The sequence below is a fragment of the Marivita sp. genome, assembly GCF_048006345.1.
In the GTDB taxonomy this organism is placed as follows: Bacteria; Pseudomonadota; Alphaproteobacteria; order Rhodobacterales; family Rhodobacteraceae; genus Marivita.
In genome coordinates this window covers 4,409,700-4,426,110 of the sequence record NZ_CP180351.1, presented here as the reverse complement: position 1 = coordinate 4,426,110, position 16,411 = coordinate 4,409,700, and the positions used below count along the sequence as shown (strand labels likewise).

Annotated in this window: 14 protein-coding genes; 5 read left to right on the top strand and 9 right to left on the bottom strand. The window is 62.2% G+C overall.

The features are described from left to right. Positions 1-121: 121 nt before the first annotated feature. Entirely contained in the window at positions 122-1,129 is a 1,008-nt protein-coding gene (locus tag ACMVPR_RS21500; RefSeq protein ID WP_416884523.1) for a DUF5671 domain-containing protein, read from the top strand. A gap of 3 nt (positions 1,130-1,132) precedes the next feature. Here ACMVPR_RS21500 and dgcA read toward each other — a convergent pair whose 3' ends face one another. Both dgcA and dgcN read right to left on the bottom strand, forming a co-directional pair. Then, entirely contained in the window at positions 1,133-2,095 is a 963-nt protein-coding gene (gene dgcA / locus ACMVPR_RS21495; protein ID WP_416884522.1) for an N-acetyl-D-Glu racemase DgcA, read from the bottom strand. A 74-nt stretch (positions 2,096-2,169) separates the two neighbouring features. Beyond that, complete coding sequence (gene dgcN / locus ACMVPR_RS21490) at positions 2,170-3,171, bottom strand: N-acetyltransferase DgcN (protein WP_416884521.1); 1,002 nt, start codon at positions 3,169-3,171, stop codon at positions 2,170-2,172. A gap of 257 nt (positions 3,172-3,428) precedes the next feature. Here dgcN and ACMVPR_RS21485 point away from each other — a divergent pair, with 257 nt between their 5' ends. Then, the gene (locus ACMVPR_RS21485; protein WP_416884520.1) at positions 3,429-4,391 is read left to right on the top strand and encodes an L-malyl-CoA/beta-methylmalyl-CoA lyase; all 963 of its coding nucleotides are present in this window, start codon (positions 3,429-3,431) and stop codon (positions 4,389-4,391) included. A gap of 166 nt (positions 4,392-4,557) precedes the next feature. Here the strand turns inward: ACMVPR_RS21485 and ACMVPR_RS21480 are convergent, their stop codons facing one another. The 3 genes from ACMVPR_RS21480 to ACMVPR_RS21470 form a co-directional block, all read right to left on the bottom strand. Continuing rightward, a complete protein-coding gene (locus ACMVPR_RS21480) occupies positions 4,558-5,055 on the bottom strand; it encodes a transglycosylase SLT domain-containing protein (RefSeq protein WP_416884694.1) in 498 nt (165 codons plus the stop codon). A 72-nt stretch (positions 5,056-5,127) separates the two neighbouring features. After that, positions 5,128-5,286: a hypothetical protein gene (locus tag ACMVPR_RS21475; protein ID WP_416884519.1), complete on the bottom strand. Its 159-nt coding sequence runs from the start codon at positions 5,284-5,286 to the stop codon at positions 5,128-5,130. 103 nt (positions 5,287-5,389) lie between these two features. Further along, the gene (locus ACMVPR_RS21470) at positions 5,390-5,842 is read right to left on the bottom strand and encodes an Lrp/AsnC family transcriptional regulator (protein WP_300586317.1); all 453 of its coding nucleotides are present in this window, start codon (positions 5,840-5,842) and stop codon (positions 5,390-5,392) included. A gap of 74 nt (positions 5,843-5,916) precedes the next feature. On the opposite strand from ACMVPR_RS21470, the gene ACMVPR_RS21465 reads away from it, so the two are divergent. The 3 genes from ACMVPR_RS21465 (at position 5,917) to dtd (ending at position 7,997) form a co-directional block, all read left to right on the top strand. Next, on the top strand, positions 5,917-6,513 hold the full coding sequence (locus ACMVPR_RS21465) for a LysE family translocator (protein ID WP_300586315.1): 597 nt from the start codon (positions 5,917-5,919) through the stop codon (positions 6,511-6,513). A gap of 76 nt (positions 6,514-6,589) precedes the next feature. Next, on the top strand, positions 6,590-7,552 hold the full coding sequence (locus tag ACMVPR_RS21460) for an acetyl-CoA carboxylase carboxyltransferase subunit alpha (protein ID WP_416884518.1): 963 nt from the start codon (positions 6,590-6,592) through the stop codon (positions 7,550-7,552). 1 nt (position 7,553) lies between these two features. Beyond that, positions 7,554-7,997: a D-aminoacyl-tRNA deacylase gene (dtd, locus tag ACMVPR_RS21455; protein WP_416884517.1), complete on the top strand. Its 444-nt coding sequence runs from the start codon at positions 7,554-7,556 to the stop codon at positions 7,995-7,997. Between the two features lie 343 nt (positions 7,998-8,340). Here the strand turns inward: dtd and ACMVPR_RS21450 are convergent, their stop codons facing one another. From ACMVPR_RS21450 to ACMVPR_RS21435, 4 genes are all read right to left on the bottom strand, one after another. Beyond that, positions 8,341-9,522 (bottom strand): HlyD family efflux transporter periplasmic adaptor subunit, encoded by a 1,182-nt coding sequence (locus ACMVPR_RS21450; protein WP_416884516.1) that lies wholly within the window; start codon positions 9,520-9,522, stop codon positions 8,341-8,343. Between the two features lie 3 nt (positions 9,523-9,525). Beyond that, positions 9,526-11,685: a type I secretion system permease/ATPase gene (locus tag ACMVPR_RS21445; protein WP_300586339.1), complete on the bottom strand. Its 2,160-nt coding sequence runs from the start codon at positions 11,683-11,685 to the stop codon at positions 9,526-9,528. 56 nt (positions 11,686-11,741) lie between these two features. Next, a complete protein-coding gene (locus ACMVPR_RS21440; protein WP_416884515.1) occupies positions 11,742-13,052 on the bottom strand; it encodes a TolC family protein in 1,311 nt (436 codons plus the stop codon). Positions 13,053-13,156: 104 nt separating this feature from the next. Next, on the bottom strand, positions 13,157-16,354 hold the full coding sequence (locus ACMVPR_RS21435; protein ID WP_416884514.1) for an Ig-like domain-containing protein: 3,198 nt from the start codon (positions 16,352-16,354) through the stop codon (positions 13,157-13,159). Positions 16,355-16,411 lie beyond the last annotated feature (57 nt).

Below are 16,411 nucleotides of genomic sequence, written 5' to 3'. Positions count from 1 at the left end.
GCGGCGCGCAGCAACGACTTTCAAGGCATTTCGCATGTGCGATGAACAGCGCGCCAAAAAGTCGTTGACCGCGCGGCGCGCCCGTCCTCCCATAGGTGCAGACAACAGGCACAGGCCACCCATGCAAATTCCCCCGGAGCTTTCCCATTTTATCCGCGATGCCCTGCAATCGGGCCGGTCAAAGGACGACATCGCCAAGACCCTGCGACATGCCGACTGGACCGACACCGAGATTGACGCCGCCCTTGCAGGCTGGCTGCATCAGGAGGGTGCCGGAGCCGTCCCGCGCCCGATCAGGTCCACCGCCGCCCGCGACGCGTTGTTCTACAGCCTGCTCTTTGTGGTGTTCGGGATGGTTGTCGGCAGCACGCTCACCCTGCTGTTTGCACAGATCAACATCTGGCTGCCCGAACCGGATGAGTCCCAAACTTACGGGCGGCTGTCCGGGTTGCGCTGGTCCATGGCCGCGCTGATCGTATTTGTTCCCGTGTTCTACGTGCTCGACCGCAAAGACCGACAGGCCACCGACGCCGATCCGGCGCGCAGGCACGGCACGGTGCGCCGCTGGCTCTCCGCACTGGCGATGCTTGTGGCAACGATCACGCTTCTGGGGGACGCGCTTTACCTGATCTACAGCTGGCTCGACGGTCAGATCACGCTGCGTTTTCTGGTCAAATCGGCAACGGTCGCATGTGTCGCCTTGGTGGTTCTCGCATATTTCCGCGAAACCCGCAGTTTACCAACGGGCGGCATTCCTGTTCCCGCAGGTTGGGTTTTGATCGGCCTTGCGACCCTGTCACTTGGTCTGACGTTCTGGCTGGTGGGTGGCCCGGCACAGGGACAGATGGAACAACGCGATCGGTGGCGCTTGTCGGATCTGCGCACGCTTGCCAATGACCTGTCCCAATGCCCCGACATCGACCGCGCCAACCTGCCCGAAATGCTCGACCCGATGACCTGCGCCCGCAACCCGGCGTGGCTTACAGGTTTTGCCAGTGACATCCGCTACGCAAGGACCTCCGCAAGCGCGTTTTCGCTCTGCATCGAGATCGAGTACCCCGAGGCGATGGACGTCTACGATGTGCGCCTAGATGGCAACACGGCCTGCATCGACCGGCGCACAGACTAGACCCTATCCCCAGAGCGACGCATCCGAAGGGTGCACGCCTGCCTCGTCAAACACCAAGGGCACGTCCCGGTCTTCGGCCAGCAGCAGCGGACCATCCAGATCGGTGATCGCCGCCCCCTGCGCCACCAGCACGGCCGGGGCCATCGCCAAGGATGATCCAACCATGCAGCCCACCATCACATCATACCCTGCGGCCCGCGCCGCATCTCGCAGCGCAAGCGCCTCGGTCAATCCACCCGTCTTGTCGAGCTTGATGTTCGCCATGTCGTACTTGCCTTTGAGCTTGGGCAAGGAGGCGCGATCATGGCAGCTCTCGTCGGCACAGAGCGGCACAGGGCGGTCCACGCCCAAAAGCGCATCGTCTTCGCCTGCAGGCAAAGGCTGCTCCACCAAGGCCACACCGAGCCGGAGCAGATGCGGCGCAAGATCCGCATAGACTTCCGCCGACCAGCCCTCATTGGCATCGACAATGATCCGCGCGTCTGGCGCGCCGGCCCGCACCGCCTCAAGTCGCGGCATATCGTCGGGCGTTCCCAGCTTGATCTTGAGCAAGGGCCGATGCGCATTCTTCGCCGCCTGCGCTTGCATCACATCCGGCGCCTCCAGCGAAAGCGTGTACGCCGTCACTTCCGGCCCCGGCGAAGCTATACCGGCAAGCTCCCACACCCGGCACCCGGCCTGCTTGGCTTCCAGATCCCAGAGCGCGCAATCCACCGCGTTCCGCGCGGCCCCGGCGGGCAGAGCCTCCTGCAACGCCGCACGATCAATACCCTCGGGCAACGACCGGATCTGCGCCTCGACACTCTCAAGCGTTTCACCATAGCGCGCGTAAGGCACACATTCGCCCCATCCGGTCACCCCGCCCCGCGTCACCCGCACCGTCAACACCTTGGCCTCGCTCCGGCTCCCGCGCGAGATGGTGAACACCTGTGCCAGCCGGAACACATCGCGCGTGACTTCGATCATGGGACGCTCCCCCTGCTTCTTCTCTTTTCAAATACGCACACGCGACGCACCAACAGGCGCCGCGCAAATGGTCGTCAAAGCGCCGCCAAAGCCTCGGCCAACCGATCCGCGCCATGACGATAAGGGTCGACCGCTGGCAGACCCATCCGGTCCTCCAGTTCCTTGAGATAGGCCACCGCCTCCGCCTCGCCCATATGCTGGGTGTTGATCGAAATCCCCGCCACAACGCAATCCGGGTTGGCAATCCGCGCCAATGGGAGCGCCATGTCCCGCAGTGCCTCGAGCGATGGCAGGTCATAGCCTGGCAGCCCGCGCATATGCGTGCGCGTCGGCTCATGGCACAGGATCAGCGCATCGGGCTGCCCACCATGGATCAGCGCCAGCGTGACACCCGAGAAGGAGACGTGGAACAGGCTCCCCTGCCCTTCGATCACATCCCAATGGTCAGGATCGTTGTCCGGCGTCAGCCGCTCGATGGAGCCCGCCATGAAATCCGCCACAACCGCATCCAAAGGCACACCGTCGCCGGTGATCAGGATGCCCGTCTGCCCAGTCGCGCGGAACGTGCTCTTCATCCCCATGGCGCGCATGGATTTGTCCAAAGCGAGCCCGGTGTACATCTTGCCCACGGAACAATCCGTGCCGACGCCCAGCACCCGCTTGCCCGTGCGCTTCACGCCATCGGCAATGGGATACTCGACCTCGGGCACCCGCACATCATGCAGGCTGCGCCCGGTCGCTTCGGCCACCGCCACGAGATCGGGTTCGTTGCGCAGCAGGTTGTGCAGGCCCGAAGCAAGATCGAACCCTTCCTCAAGCGCCATCACCAGCACCTTTTTCCACGCCTGGCTGATCTTGCCGCCCCGGTTGGCCACACCAACGACAAGGGTCTTTGCACCGGCCTCTTTCGCCTCGGCAAGGGTCATGTCGGTCAGGCCCAGATCAGCCTTGCAGCCCTCCATGCGGAACTGACCCACGCAGTTTTCAGGACGCCAATCCTTGATCCCCTGCGCCACCTTCGCAGCCAGCCCGTCGGGCGCATCCCCCAGAAACAAAAGATACGGTGTCTTGATCATGGTCGTCTCCTGTAGCAGCGTGTTTGACAGAAGAATGGCAGGCCGCGCCGTCAATTGCATTGCCTCTGTCAGCGCGCAAACCCATGTTTGCACAAAATTTCCCCGCAATACGTCGATTCATCGGGAGATTCTTGCGCCGCGCAAATACGCCGCACAGCAGCGAGGATTTCGCAGGTGCAAAATGCACTTGCAGAAAGTCGCGCAATTTCATAACCCCACAGCACCACGAAACGAAATATCCTTACCAAGAGGCGCCCATGTCCTTCCGCATCCAGCCCACCCCGCCGTCCCGCCCGAACCGCTGCCAGCTCTTTGGCCCCGGCTCGCGCCCGGCGATTTTCGAAAAGATGGCCAAATCGGACGCGGATGTCATCAATCTCGATCTGGAAGACAGTGTCGCCCCAAGTGACAAGGACAGCGCGCGCGAGAACATCATTCAGGCGATCGGCGACATTGACTGGGGCACCAAGACGCTCAGCGTGCGGATCAACAGCCTTGATACACCCTTCTGGTATCGCGATGTTGTCGACCTGCTGGAACGCGCGCCCGAACGCCTCGACCAGATCATGATCCCCAAAGTCGGTTGCGGGGCCGATCTCTACGCTGTCGACGCTTTGGTCAGCGCCGTCGAAGCCGCAACGGGCCGCAAGAAACGCCTCGGTTTCGAAGTGATCATCGAATCCGCCGCTGGTATCGCCCATGTCGAAGAAATCGCCTCTGCCACACCCCGCTTGCAGGCGATGAGCCTCGGTGCCGCCGATTTCGCGGCGTCCATGGGCATGCAGACCACCGGCATTGGCGGCACGCAGGCGAATTACTATATGCTGCACGAGGGCGCGAAATACTGGTCCGACCCGTGGCACTGGGCTCAGACCGCCATCGTTGCCGCCTGCCGCACCCACGGTGTGCTGCCGGTTGACGGCCCGTTCGGCGATTTTTCGGATGATGAAGGATTCCGCGCGCAGGCGCTGCGCTCTGCCACGCTCGGCATGGTCGGCAAATGGGCGATCCACCCGAAACAGGTTGCCTTGGCCAATGAGGTCTTCACGCCCTCCGAAGAGGCAGTGACAGAGGCCCGCGAAATCCTTGCGGCAATGGAAGAGGCCAGGGCCAAGGGCGAAGGGGCCACGGTCTACAAAGGCCGCCTTGTCGATATCGCGTCAATCAAACAGGCCGAGGTGATCGTGCGGCAGTCGGAAATGATCACCACACCCGCCTGAGAGGGCGCGCCCGCGAAAACGACGCTCAGAAGCGACACAAGAAGGGCCTGCGCTTGATCCAGCGCAGGCCTTTTCCGCCACCACCGCTTCTGCTGCCAGAATTTTATGGGCGGGTCCAGAATCTTCGTACGAAGATTCTCAAACAAGTCTTACGAAATGATGGAAATCACGCCGGCCAGTCCTTGCGCCCATGAACGCCGGTCTCGTCCAGCAGTCCCAGGCGCTTCGCCTCGTAATAGTACCCGCGCGCATACCACATCAGTGCCTCTTCCTCGTCCCCATCGGAAACAAGCCAGGCGCCGCGCAGGTAACGCACCGCGTATCTGAGATTGGTTTCGGCATCCAAGAGATCCGAAGGTTCCCCCCTGAACCCCATGGATCGTGCCGTTGCCGGCAGGATCTGCATCAGCCCGTAATAGGGTCCGTTGCGCGCCTCAGGGCGGTGTGTGCTCTCCCGGATCACCACCCGCTGAACAAGCGACACAGGCACCTCATTCTCCTGCGCAGCAGCGACAATCATTTCGCGCAGTTCGGGCGTTTCATTGGGATAGAGGTTCCGCGTCGAAACGGTGGAAACGGTTTCCTCAGACGTTCTCTCCACGGTGGTGGAACACCCCGGAACAACACCCGCGACGCACAAAGCAAATAGGACAGGACGCAACATTTTCATGCGCCAGCCTTGCGACGAAGCCCGTCGCAAGGCAATCGTGATATTTTCCCATCGGCAAAGCTTTGCTCAGGCCGCGTAGTACTCGTCAAAGACCGGCGATGGCTGGCTGTTCTGTTCGGTCACCAGCTTCGGACGCGGCGTGTAATAGGCCCAGGCTTCGGACAAAAGACGCAGCGCTTCGTCAGCGGAAACAGGGTTCGATAGGGTGGCGGATGTCTCGTTCATTGGGGCCTCCAACATATGTGCCTCCCATGCGTTCCAACCTATGTGTCCTGCCCCACGACACCAGAGCCACAGCAACAGGCGCGCCATGCGCCCGCTGCATGGCTCAGGCCCGCTCGTCCTTCGGCGATCCCATCACCACGTAAGAGGTGATCGCATTGACCTGCGGCAGGACCCCCAGAACCTCGGTGTGAAAATGCTTGTAGGCCGCCAGATCCCGCGCCTCGACCCGCAAAAGGTACTCCACCGACCCGGTGATATTGTGACACTCCCGCACCTCGGGGCTGCGCGAAATCGCCCGCTCGAATGCCTCCTGCGCGGATTTCGTGTGCTGGCTCAGTCCAACGGTCACATAGGCGACGAACCCGACCCCGGTTTTCTCAGGGCTCAGAACGGCCCGATAGCCTGCAATCACCCCGGACCGTTCCAGCGCGCTGACCCGACGCAGACAGGCCGAGGGCGACAACCCGACCTGTTCGGCAAGGGCAAGGTTGCTGATGCGCCCATCCCGCGACAACACGCGCAATATCTGGCGGTCGATCTGATCAATTTCGCTCATAAATTGCAAATATATGCAATAGACGTCACAAATTCACAACCAATATGCGCGCATCTTGGCACAAAGTGCGCCGCATGACCCTAGACCTCTTCCTCGCCCTCGCAGGCTTCGCCTTCGTCACCGTGATCACACCGGGACCGAACAACCTCATGCTGATGACCTCCGGCGCGAATTTCGGCTTTCGTCGGTCCATCCCCCACATGCTGGGCGTCGGCCTTGGCTTTCCCTTGATGATTGTCCCTGTGGGGCTCGGCGTGATGCAGGTCTTCGATCTCTGGCCGATGTCCTACACCATCCTCAAAGTGCTGTCGGTGCTCTACATGCTCTATCTCGCATGGCGCATCGCCAATGCAGCCCCCCCCGATGGCGCGCCCAAGACCGGCAGCAAACCGCTTTCCTTCCTGCAAGCCGCCGCGTTCCAATGGGTCAACCCCAAGGCCTGGTCCATGGCGCTTGGTGCGATCACCCTCTACGCCACCGGACGCGACATCGCCGCCGTGCTTTGGGTGGCCGGGACCTATGTCGCGATGGGCAGCATATCCACCACCACCTGGACCGTGATCGGCCAGCAATTGCGCCGCCTCCTGAACCGCCCGACCCGGTTGCGCATCTTCAACTGGGCGATGGCAGCACTTCTGGTGGCGTCACTGATCCCAGTGATCTGGACCTGACGGGGTAGCGATTGCAAATCCCGGCCCGGACAGTCATATAAACCGCCAGCCGCAGGCAATAGGGCAACGTCGGACCATGACCAACTACCTCGATTTTGAAAAACCGCTGGCCGAGATCGAAGGCAAAGCCGAAGAACTGCGCGCCATGGCCCGCAAGAACGAAGAGATGGACATCGAAGACGAGGCCCGCGCGCTCGACGCGAAAGCGCAGGCGCTGCTCAAGGATCTCTACAAGAAGCTGACCCCGTGGCGGAAATGCCAGATCGCGCGCCACCCCGAACGCCCGCATTGCAAGGACTATATCGACGCGCTTTTTTCCGAATACACCCCGCTTGCCGGAGACCGGAACTTTGCCGATGACGATGCCGTCATGGGTGGCCTTGCCCGCTTCGACGACAAGCCGGTGGTCATCATCGGCCACGAAAAGGGTCACGACACCGAAAGCCGCCTCAAGCGCAATTTCGGCATGGCCCGCCCCGAAGGCTACCGCAAGGCGGTGCGCCTCATGGATCTGGCCGACCGCTTCCGCATTCCCGTCATCACGCTTGTCGATACACCCGGCGCCTATCCCGGCAAGGGTGCCGAGGAACGCGGCCAGTCCGAAGCTATCGCCCGCTCAACCGAGAAATGCCTGCAGATCGGCGTGCCGGTGATCTCCGTGGTGATCGGTGAAGGCGGATCAGGCGGGGCCGTGGCCTTTGCCACCGCCAACCGCGTGGCAATGCTCGAACACTCGGTCTATTCTGTTATCTCCCCCGAAGGCTGTGCCTCGATCCTCTGGAAAAACTCCGAAAAGATGCGCGAAGCGGCCGAAGCGCTGCGCCTGACCGCGCAGGATCTGCTGAACCTTGGCGTGACCGATCAGATCATTGCAGAGCCCCTCGGTGGCGCACATCGCGGCCGCGAACAGACCATCCAATCGGTCGGCAACGCGCTGCGCGCCATGCTGAAAGACCTGTCGCAACATTCACCGAAGAAACTGGTCGCCGACCGCCGCCGCAAGTTTCTCGACATCGGCAACAAGGGACTGGCCGCCTGAGATGCGCGCGCTGATCCAACGGGTATCTGATGCCTCCGTCACCGTCGATGGCGAGGGTCTTGGCGAGATCGGCGCGGGCCTGCTGATCCTGATCTGCGCCATGCAGGGCGACACCGAGGCTCAGGCCGACAAACTGGCCGCGAAAATTGCCAAGCTGCGGATTTTCAAGGATGATGAAGGGCGCATGAACCGGTCCGTCGCCGATATCGGCGGCAGCGCCCTTGTGGTCAGCCAGTTCACTCTCGCTGCCGACACCTCCCGCGGCAACCGCCCCGGCTTTTCCACCGCCGCCGCACCAGACGAGGGCAATCGCCTTTACGAATATTTTGCCGACCAGATGGCTGCGCAGGGCATCCCGGTTTCTAAGGGTCGCTTTGGTGCCGACATGAAAGTACGGTTGTTGAATGACGGGCCGGTGACGATCTGGATGGATACCGCGGACTGACCTCGGAAGGCATAGCGGCGGCACGGGCGCGTTTGCGTATTTGAAAAGAGAAGAAGACCACGGTTTTCTTCAGCGCTTAACCGCTGATTAACCTTAATGGGACATCAAGACGTGGCGGTACAGGCAGGCGTGCCGATGACCGCAAGAGGAGAAGCCCCGCGCGCGTCTTTTGTGAGCCTATCAAGGCCGGGTCGCGGCGGGGTGGACCGCTTTATCTTCTTCTCTTTTCAAATACGCCAAAACGACACTCACACAGGCGCACGGCTGCCTAGCGCGTCACATCCCCACGCGCCCGAGCCGGAGGCGAGAAACCCTGTCATGACGGGCGCAGCCCGGCATGTCCTCAGGGTTCGCGCAGCGCCTCGCGGGTCTTGTAGAGCGGCTTCAGAAGGTATTGTAGCACCGTCTTCTCGCCGGTGTGCAGTTCGACCGTGGCCTGCATGCCGGGGCGGATTTCCAACTGCCGCTGGCGGTCGCTGAGCGATGTCTTGTCGACCCGCACCGTCACCTTGTAATGGGCCGGCGCATCGGGGCGGCGTTCATCCTTGAACGTGTCCGCCGAGATCACGTCGACCCGGCCTTTCAGCGATCCGTAGATGGTAAAGTCATAAGCCGAGAGTTTGATCGTTGCTTCCTGACCGGGGCGGATGCCCGCGATGTTCTCGGGCGCGACCTTGGCCTCGACATAGAGCTCTTCGCCCAGAGGGATGATCTGCAGGATCTCTTCGCCCGGGCGCACGACGCCGCCGATCGTCGTCACACCCAGCTTGTTGACGACCCCGTGCATTGGGCTCACCAGAACCGTTCGGTTCAACTGGTCCTGCGAGGACCGCAAATTCTGACGCAATGTCGCCAGTTCCTTGAGCGTCTCGGAATATTCCTGTGCACGGGTCAATTCGGTGTGCGTGATGATCTCGTCCATCTTGATCTGCGCATCCGCATGCGCCTTGCGCGCGCGGGTCACTTCGATCAGCGCGACCACCTTCTTTTCCAGAAGGTTCTCCATCAGGTTCTTTTCCTGCGTCGCCTGCTCCAGAACACGACGCGCGCCGTCGTAGCGAGAGTTGAAATCCAGCTGCCGCGCGGCCAGAAGCGCCTGTTCCGAGGCGGCCATTTCGGGGCTGCGCTGGCGCAGTTCCCACGGGATTTCAAACTGCACCAGACCGGCCATCTCGGCCTCGATCCGCAAGCGGCGGATGTCCAGCGCGGTGATTTGATCTTCGAGATCGTCCACGGACGACCGAAACTGCGTTCCGTAAAGCCGGGCCAGCACGTCGCCGCGCATCACCTCGTCGCCTTCCTTGACCAGCAGTTCGGCCAGAATACCGCCTTCGAGGTTCTGGATGATCTGCGGCCGCGAGGTCGAGATAAACTCACCGTCGGCACGCACGATCTCGTCGATCCAGGCATAGGCGGCCCAGACGATGAACAGCCACACTGCCGCGCCCGACAGCCAGATGACCATCGACGGTCCGCGCAGGCGGCGGCCAAGCTGGGCGTTCAGATCGGTCGTGCTGACAGCCATCGCTTATGCCTCCTGTGCCGTGCGCAGGTGGTTGAGCACCTGATCGCGCGGGCCATCGACCACCAGCCGCCCCGAGGCCAGCACGCTGGTCCGGTCGGCAAGGGCAAGGATCGGCACGCGGTGGGTGGCCACAATCGCTGTGCGGTCGGCAAGCCATGTCTCAAGCCGGGAAATCAGCGTCTTCTCCAACGTCTGGTCGAGCGCCGCTGTCGGTTCGTCCAGCAGGCACACGTCGGGGTCCTGCAGCCACAGCCGCGCCCAGCCGATGGATTGGCGCTGCCCGACGGACAGCCCTTCGCCGCCGTCCCGAATGGGCAGGTCCAGACCCTGCGGGTGGCCTTTTACGAACTGGCCCAGCCCAGCGAAATCCAGCGCCTCGAACAGGCGGTCATCGTCACGCTCCATCATGTTGAGGTTCAGGTTGTCACGCAGCGTGCCATGGAACAGCCGCACATCCTGCCCGAGATACCCCAACGACCGGCGAATATCGCGCATGTCGATCTGGTTCATGTCGGTGCCATCGATCAGGATCGACCCGGAGGTCGGCGCGTAAAGACCAGCCAGCATCTTGAGCAGCGTGGACTTGCCCGAACCGTTGGTGCCGAGGATGGCCAATGTCTGGCCGGGCTGGATCACGAGGCTGGGAATGTCGAGCACCGAGGGCATTTCCGGATCATAGCGGAACGTCACTTCGCGCAGTTCGAACCGGCCTTCCAGCTTTTCGCGGCGCAGGTACTTGCGGTTCTCGGCCCGGTCCTGCGGCAGCCCTGCAATCCCGTCCAGCGCATCCAGTGCCGCCTTGACGTTGCCCCAGCGCGCCATGATGCCGGACAGTTGGGTCAAGGGTGCCAATGTGCGCGACGTCAGGATGCCCACGGCGATGATCGACCCGACAGTGAACTCTCCGGCAAAGACCAGGTAGGTGCCCGCGATCACCGCACCCACATAAGTGGCCTGCTGCACGCCCTGGCTCCAGAAGGTCAGCGCAGCGGCAAGGCGGCGTTGCTCGGAGGATTTCAGCGCCTGCACCGAGGTCAGCTCTTCCCACTGGCGGGCAAAGCGGTCTTCGGCGCGCTGGGTCTTGATCGTGTCAAGTTCGGTCACGGTCTCGTTCAGCAAACGCGATTGCTTGGTCGACGCGCCCTGCATTTCACGGGTGATGCGGATCATCTTCTTTTGCAGAAAGAAGCCCGGGATCACCATCAGAACGGCACCGGCGACCAGCACCCAGACGACGCTGCCCGCGATGGACCAGACCATCAGCAGGAAGAGCACGATGAACGGGATGTCCGCCAGCGCGCCCACGGTGGAGGCGGTGAAGAATTCGCGCACCGAGGAAAACTCTCGCATCGATGCAAAAAGCTGCGAGGGAGACCGACCCGCCGCATCCGACCGCATGCCCAAAAGCCGGTTCAGCAAGGTTTGCTGCACGCCGGTTTCGATCTGCCGTCCTGCACCATCCAGAAGCGTGGACCGCGCGACCTTGAGAAACGCCTCCAGCATCAGCGCCATTGCGGCACCTATGGCCAGCACCCAAAGCGTAGCCGAGGATTGATGCGGGATTACACGGTCATAAACCTGCAACGAAAACAGCGCGACCGACAGCGCAAGGATGTTGGCGACGAAAGACCCGACGGCGACTTCGCCGAACTGACGGGTGTAGTTGCTGAAACTGCCCCAGAACCAATGGCTCTTGCGTCCATCATCCGTATGGGTGTCGACCAGCGTCTGCACAGGCGCTTCGCCCCGCACGAGAACACCGCTGTAGAAAGGCGCGAATTCGGCGACATCGACGCGCTCGGTCTTGTCCTTGGCGGACGGATCCCAGATCGACAGGGTCATGCGGTCCTGCTTGAGCACCAGCACCGCCTGCCCGTTGGTCATCAGCGCAATCGCGGGCCAGTGGTTCGGCGTCGGGCGCGGCACATGCAGCCCCTGCGCCAGCAGGCCGGCGGCCTTGGCGCCTGCGATCAGCGCCGCTTCGCCCACAAGACCGTTCTGGTCCTGATGCAGGCTGATGGCCTCGGTGATGTCGGACGCCACCGTCGTCAGGCCCAGACGGCCCGCGTAGGTGCGGATCAGTTCTGTCCGGGCGCGGACGCGATCGGAATAGCGCGGTGCGCGTTTGGGTTCGTTGGCTGGTTTGATCCCCTGCGGGACCATGCGCAGAACAGCGTTTTTGGCGCGCCCCGACAGCAGGGTGATGTTACTGACGCCGCTCAAATCTTTGCTCCATCGGCAAGAACGCCCAGCCGCTTGGCGGCGTCCAGTTCGGCACGTGCGGCCTGAAACTTCAGGTCGAGTTGTTTTTCCAGCGCGCGCAGGAAGGTCTCGTAGACGCTGACCACGTCCATCACCTGACGCGTGCCCGCATCGTATTGGCGCTGGAACAGGTCGAGATTGGTTTTGGCCTGCGCGGTCAGCCCTTCGGCCTCGGCCGCCTGCCGCTTCAGCGCGGCGATGCTGCGCTGATCGGCTTCGATGGACCGACGCGAGATATCCTCGGCCTCGGTCACCTTGCGATCTGCGGTGATCTTGGTGGCCTCGATAGCTTGCAAGGACGCGCCTGTGCCAATGCCCAGCATCTGTTCTGTGTTTACGCTCAGGGCCAGTCCTTCGCCGCCATTGCGCACGCTTCCTCCCGCTGACAGACCGGGCAGATGCCCAGCGCGGGCGATCTTGGCCTGCGCCAGCTGCCGGTCGCGTTCCACCTTGGCGCGCAGGACGTTAAGCGATTGATCCGACGGGGTGCTGCCCATGCCGCGCAAGCCGCGCTGACCGGACAGAGAGACCGCCGACATCGCGTTCAGTTCAGCCACCGCGCGGGTCGTCTTTTCGCGCGCCGCTGCATCCCGGGCGCGCAGATCGGCCAGTTTCTGTTTCAGCACGTTGAGATCGGAAAAATCCGACACGCCGCCCTGAACACGTTCGTTCATGACCCATTCGAAATGGCCCATGTCCTTGAGCGCCTGACCGTAAAGATCTGCCGCCGCGCGGCCTTCTTCGGCCTGAAGATACAGCACCAACCCGTCATAAACACGTTTGTTGCTGCTTTCCGACAGGGCGACAGCGGCCATTTCCACATCCGCCTTGGCCAGATCGCGCTCGGCTGCCTTGCGGCCGTTATCGAAAAGGACCTGGTTGATCACCAGATCGGCAACCACGTCGCTCAGAGAGGTCAAAGTGATACGCGGGGAAATCGTCGGCCACCAGTTCTTGGACGCCGCCTCGGCGCGCAGCTGCGCGACATGCAGTTCCGCTTCCGCCACCCGCGCATCGGCGGCCAGCACACCCGCAGCAACCTCGGCATAGGGGCTTCCAGGCGTCAGAACGCTTTGCCGCGCGGCCAGTTCTGCGATGATCGGGGACGCCTCTTGCATCGTGACCGGTTTGGGAGCGGCCGTCTTGGTCTCGCCTGTCACATCTGTGCGCACGTCCGGCTGCGCGGACAAAAACCGCGACACGGCCCCGTCGCCCATATCCTGCATACACCCCGAAAGAGCCGTTACCGCGAGGACTGCCCCTGCCATGACCCTTGTATTCTGCCTCATCTCGATCGAGCCCCCCGCCTTTGGCTTTTTTTGTTTCGGGGCCCGGGCCATCGCTTGATGGCCCGAACAGTCTATCCTTTTGCTCAGATTGTGACGTTGTTGATGTCGTCGTCGACCAGCACGGTGGCATCGCCCAGATCGTAGACGTCGAAGCTCTGACCGTCCTCGAACCGGGTGCCGGTGCGGGTTGCGCCGGTGATCCGCACCGAGTCGTCGCTGTTGCCCAGAACTCGGACTGTATTGTCCTCACCCGTGATCGCGACGATCTGCGCTTCGGTGATCGTCAGCGTCGCCTCTTCGGTGAATTCGAGGTCGATCACGTCGATCTCGCGTCCACCAATATTGCTGGCGAGGCTCACGTTGCTGCGGCTGACATCCGGGTCACCCAGCACCACGTAGGTGCCTGTGCTGTTGCCTGCGCTGTCGGTGGCAGTGACCACGAGGTGCGATCCATCCGGCACGACGTTGTTGAAGGTGTAGCTGGTCTCGCCAGTGAAGCTGTTGTCCTGATCGTTGAAGCCAACGGTCTGGACGCCGCCTGCGCCGACGCGGACGATGGATACATCGTTGTCCGTGGTTTCGAGGATGATCCCCCGCGGAGCCTGACTTTGATCCCATGTGATCGCCGTCATGTCGGGCGCATCGGGGGCCACGTTGTCCACCACCATGGTTTCGGTGATCGACTTGGTGTTGCCTGCGCGGTCGGTCGCGGCGATCTGGATCGACACGTTTTCACCATCGGACATCGGGATCACGCTGACGGGAACCGCCAGGGACCATGTGCTGCCGCTGACCTGCGCGGTCAGGCGCTGGCCTCCGATGGTCACTTCGACGGTTGAGCCCTGCTCGACCTGACCGGTCAGCGTAAAGCCCTGCGCCGCCTCTGCCTCGCTGACAACGCCATCGGCGCCACCCGGCCGGCTGCTCGACGTGAGCGGGACGACTTCCGTATCGACCTGGAAGGTCTTGGTAGTGGTCGCGGTGTTGCCCGCCCGGTCCTGCGTGTTGATTTGCGCCGTGGTGGTGTAGGTGCCATCGCGCAGATCGGTCCCCGAGAACCGCGCGGTCCAGTTGCCCGCGGCATCGACGGTGGCCAAACGGCTGACACCTTCGACAACCACAGTCACGGTTGCGCCCGGCTCTGTAGTACCGCTCAGCGTCACACCCTGCCCCTGTTCCGCATCGTTGACGATGTTGTCTGCTGTGACCGGGTTTGCACTGACCGCAAAGTTGCGGACCAGAGTGTCGACCATCACGGTGTCGGACCGCGTCAGTTCGTTGCCTGCCGCGTCAATGGTATAGGCAGTGATCTGCGCTTCGTATTCGCCGGGGCGAATTTCGCCCGCCGCATAATTGGCGCGCCAGATGCCGGATCCGTCGGTCTGTACGGTTTTGCTGACACCGTCCAGGGTCACATCAACCATAGCAAACGGCGTCGATGTGCCTGTGATCACAACGCCATCGGACGCTTCGACATGGTTGATGACATCGTCGGTTTCGATCGGCGCGGGGCTGATCGTCAGCAGGCCCGCATCCGTGTCGAAGATCACGCTGCGTGTTTCCGTTGCCGTATTGCCCGCCAGATCGGTCGAGCTTGCCGTCAGAGTGGCGGTCTGTTCGCCGCTGGGCAGTTCGTTGGCCGTGAATGTCACCGTCCAGTTGCCCTGCGCGTCGACGCTGGCGCTGCGCGACACACCGCCAAGCGTCACGGACACCGACGCGCCCGGCTCTGTTGTGCCGGTCACCACCATGCCCTGCATGGCCTCTTGCGCGTTCACGATACCATCGGCGCCACCCGCCTGACTGGTGATGTCAAAGTTGCGCACCCAAGTGTCCAACACGACCTGCCCGGTCGCACTGCTGGTGTTGCCCACTTCGTCGGTCGAGGTTGCGTTGATCGTCAGGTTCTGTTCGCCCACCGGAATTTCCGTGGCGATAAAGGTCACCGTCCAGTTGCCCTGCGCATCGACCACGGCGGTCCGGGTATAGCCGTTCATCTCGACCACAACAGAAGAACCCACATCGGTGGTGCCAGTGATCTGAACACCATCGCTGCGCTCTTCGGCGTTGATGATGCCATCGGTTTCGATGGTTGTGGTGTTGATCGTGACACCCGACACGGTGTCGATCTCGACGCCGTCGTTGATGGTGGTGGAGTTGTTGAAACTGTCGGTCGCGATGACGCGGATCGCTTCGACATACTCACCGCGCTCGAAGGTCGAACTGGTTAGTGTCACGCTCCAGTTGCCTTGTGCGTCCACCTCGGCGACATGGCTCACGCCACCCGCGATCAGAACAACCGAAGCGCCGATTTCTGTTGTGCCGGTGATGGTTGCGCCACCGTCGAATTCGATCTCGGTGATGATGTCGCCGCTCGACGTGGTGCCGCTTGTGATCGCGAGGGGCGGAGGTGTCGTGTCGATGATCACGGTCGGGCCGGTCAATGTGGTGGTCGATCCGCCACCCCCGGTCACCGTGACCGTGGTGGTGTAATTGCCATCCGCAGGGAAGTCCGGTCCGTCAAAAATCACTTCCCACTTGCCGTCAGTGCCGGTGGTCGTAGTTTGTGTCTTGTCGCCGATCACAACGACGACGGTGTCGCCGGAATTCGCGGTGCCGCTGACAAGAACAGTCCGGTCTTCTTCGGTAAGGCCATCGCCGCCGATGACAAATTCGCCGTCATTCACGGTTGGAGGCTTCGGGCCGCCACTCTCGCCATTGTTGCCCGTCAGACTACCGCCACCGCCGCCGCCATCGCCATCGCCGCCAAGCACGGCAGCTCCGGTTGCCACCGCCGCGCCACCTGCCAACCAGGGCAGCAAGCCACCACCCGCAAGAAGGCCAGCGGCCAGCATGGTTACCCCGCCTTCGTCTTCGGCGGCGACGTAGTCAGCGGCCACCACTTCGGCGCGATCAAAGAAGATCAGGCTGTCATCCGGGCTCCATTTGCCCCAGGCCGCGACATCGGCATATTGCGCGAACAGCGCCCCGCCGTCCCCTTCTGCAAAGGCCACTTCGCTCAGAACGCCATCGGTGCTCAGGAACAGGCGGCTTCCGCCAGAACCAAAGTAATCCTCAAGGACGATCACCCGGCCATCTGCCAAGAGAATGTGCAAGTCATTCTCGGCGCGGTCATAGCTGCGCAGATCGGACCTATGAAGGTTAATGGAGACTTCGCGACCGCCAGACGCGTCGATCAGATACCCCAGATCATCAGCACCAACTACGCCACGTTCGATCGAACCCGTACGCGTACGGACAACGAAATTAATCGCATTCATAACTACACCGCTCTACCTCAAGACCGCCCGTTTTCGGGTTCGGCATTTTTTTGCTCT

What these genes read in the sequence shown, in the direction of transcription:
- ACMVPR_RS21500 (WP_416884523.1), top strand. Translation starts at nt 122, where the DNA reads ATGCAAATTCCCCCGGAGCTTTCCCATTTTATCCGCGATGCCCTGCAA.
- ACMVPR_RS21435 (WP_416884514.1), bottom strand. Translation starts at nt 16,354, where the DNA reads ATGAATGCGATTAATTTCGTTGTCCGTACGCGTACGGGTTCGATCGAA.
- ACMVPR_RS21475 (WP_416884519.1), bottom strand. Translation starts at nt 5,286, where the DNA reads ATGAACGAGACATCCGCCACCCTATCGAACCCTGTTTCCGCTGACGAA.
- ACMVPR_RS21440 (WP_416884515.1), bottom strand. Translation starts at nt 13,052, where the DNA reads ATGGCAGGGGCAGTCCTCGCGGTAACGGCTCTTTCGGGGTGTATGCAG.
- ACMVPR_RS21470 (WP_300586317.1), bottom strand. Translation starts at nt 5,842, where the DNA reads ATGAGCGAAATTGATCAGATCGACCGCCAGATATTGCGCGTGTTGTCG.
- ACMVPR_RS21485 (WP_416884520.1), top strand. Translation starts at nt 3,429, where the DNA reads ATGTCCTTCCGCATCCAGCCCACCCCGCCGTCCCGCCCGAACCGCTGC.
- dtd (WP_416884517.1), top strand. Translation starts at nt 7,554, where the DNA reads ATGCGCGCGCTGATCCAACGGGTATCTGATGCCTCCGTCACCGTCGAT.
- ACMVPR_RS21460 (WP_416884518.1), top strand. Translation starts at nt 6,590, where the DNA reads ATGACCAACTACCTCGATTTTGAAAAACCGCTGGCCGAGATCGAAGGC.
- ACMVPR_RS21450 (WP_416884516.1), bottom strand. Translation starts at nt 9,522, where the DNA reads ATGGCTGTCAGCACGACCGATCTGAACGCCCAGCTTGGCCGCCGCCTG.
- ACMVPR_RS21465 (WP_300586315.1), top strand. Translation starts at nt 5,917, where the DNA reads ATGACCCTAGACCTCTTCCTCGCCCTCGCAGGCTTCGCCTTCGTCACC.
- dgcN (WP_416884521.1), bottom strand. Translation starts at nt 3,171, where the DNA reads ATGATCAAGACACCGTATCTTTTGTTTCTGGGGGATGCGCCCGACGGG.
- dgcA (WP_416884522.1), bottom strand. Translation starts at nt 2,095, where the DNA reads ATGATCGAAGTCACGCGCGATGTGTTCCGGCTGGCACAGGTGTTCACC.
- ACMVPR_RS21480 (WP_416884694.1), bottom strand. Translation starts at nt 5,055, where the DNA reads ATGTTGCGTCCTGTCCTATTTGCTTTGTGCGTCGCGGGTGTTGTTCCG.
- ACMVPR_RS21445 (WP_300586339.1), bottom strand. Translation starts at nt 11,685, where the DNA reads ATGGTCCCGCAGGGGATCAAACCAGCCAACGAACCCAAACGCGCACCG.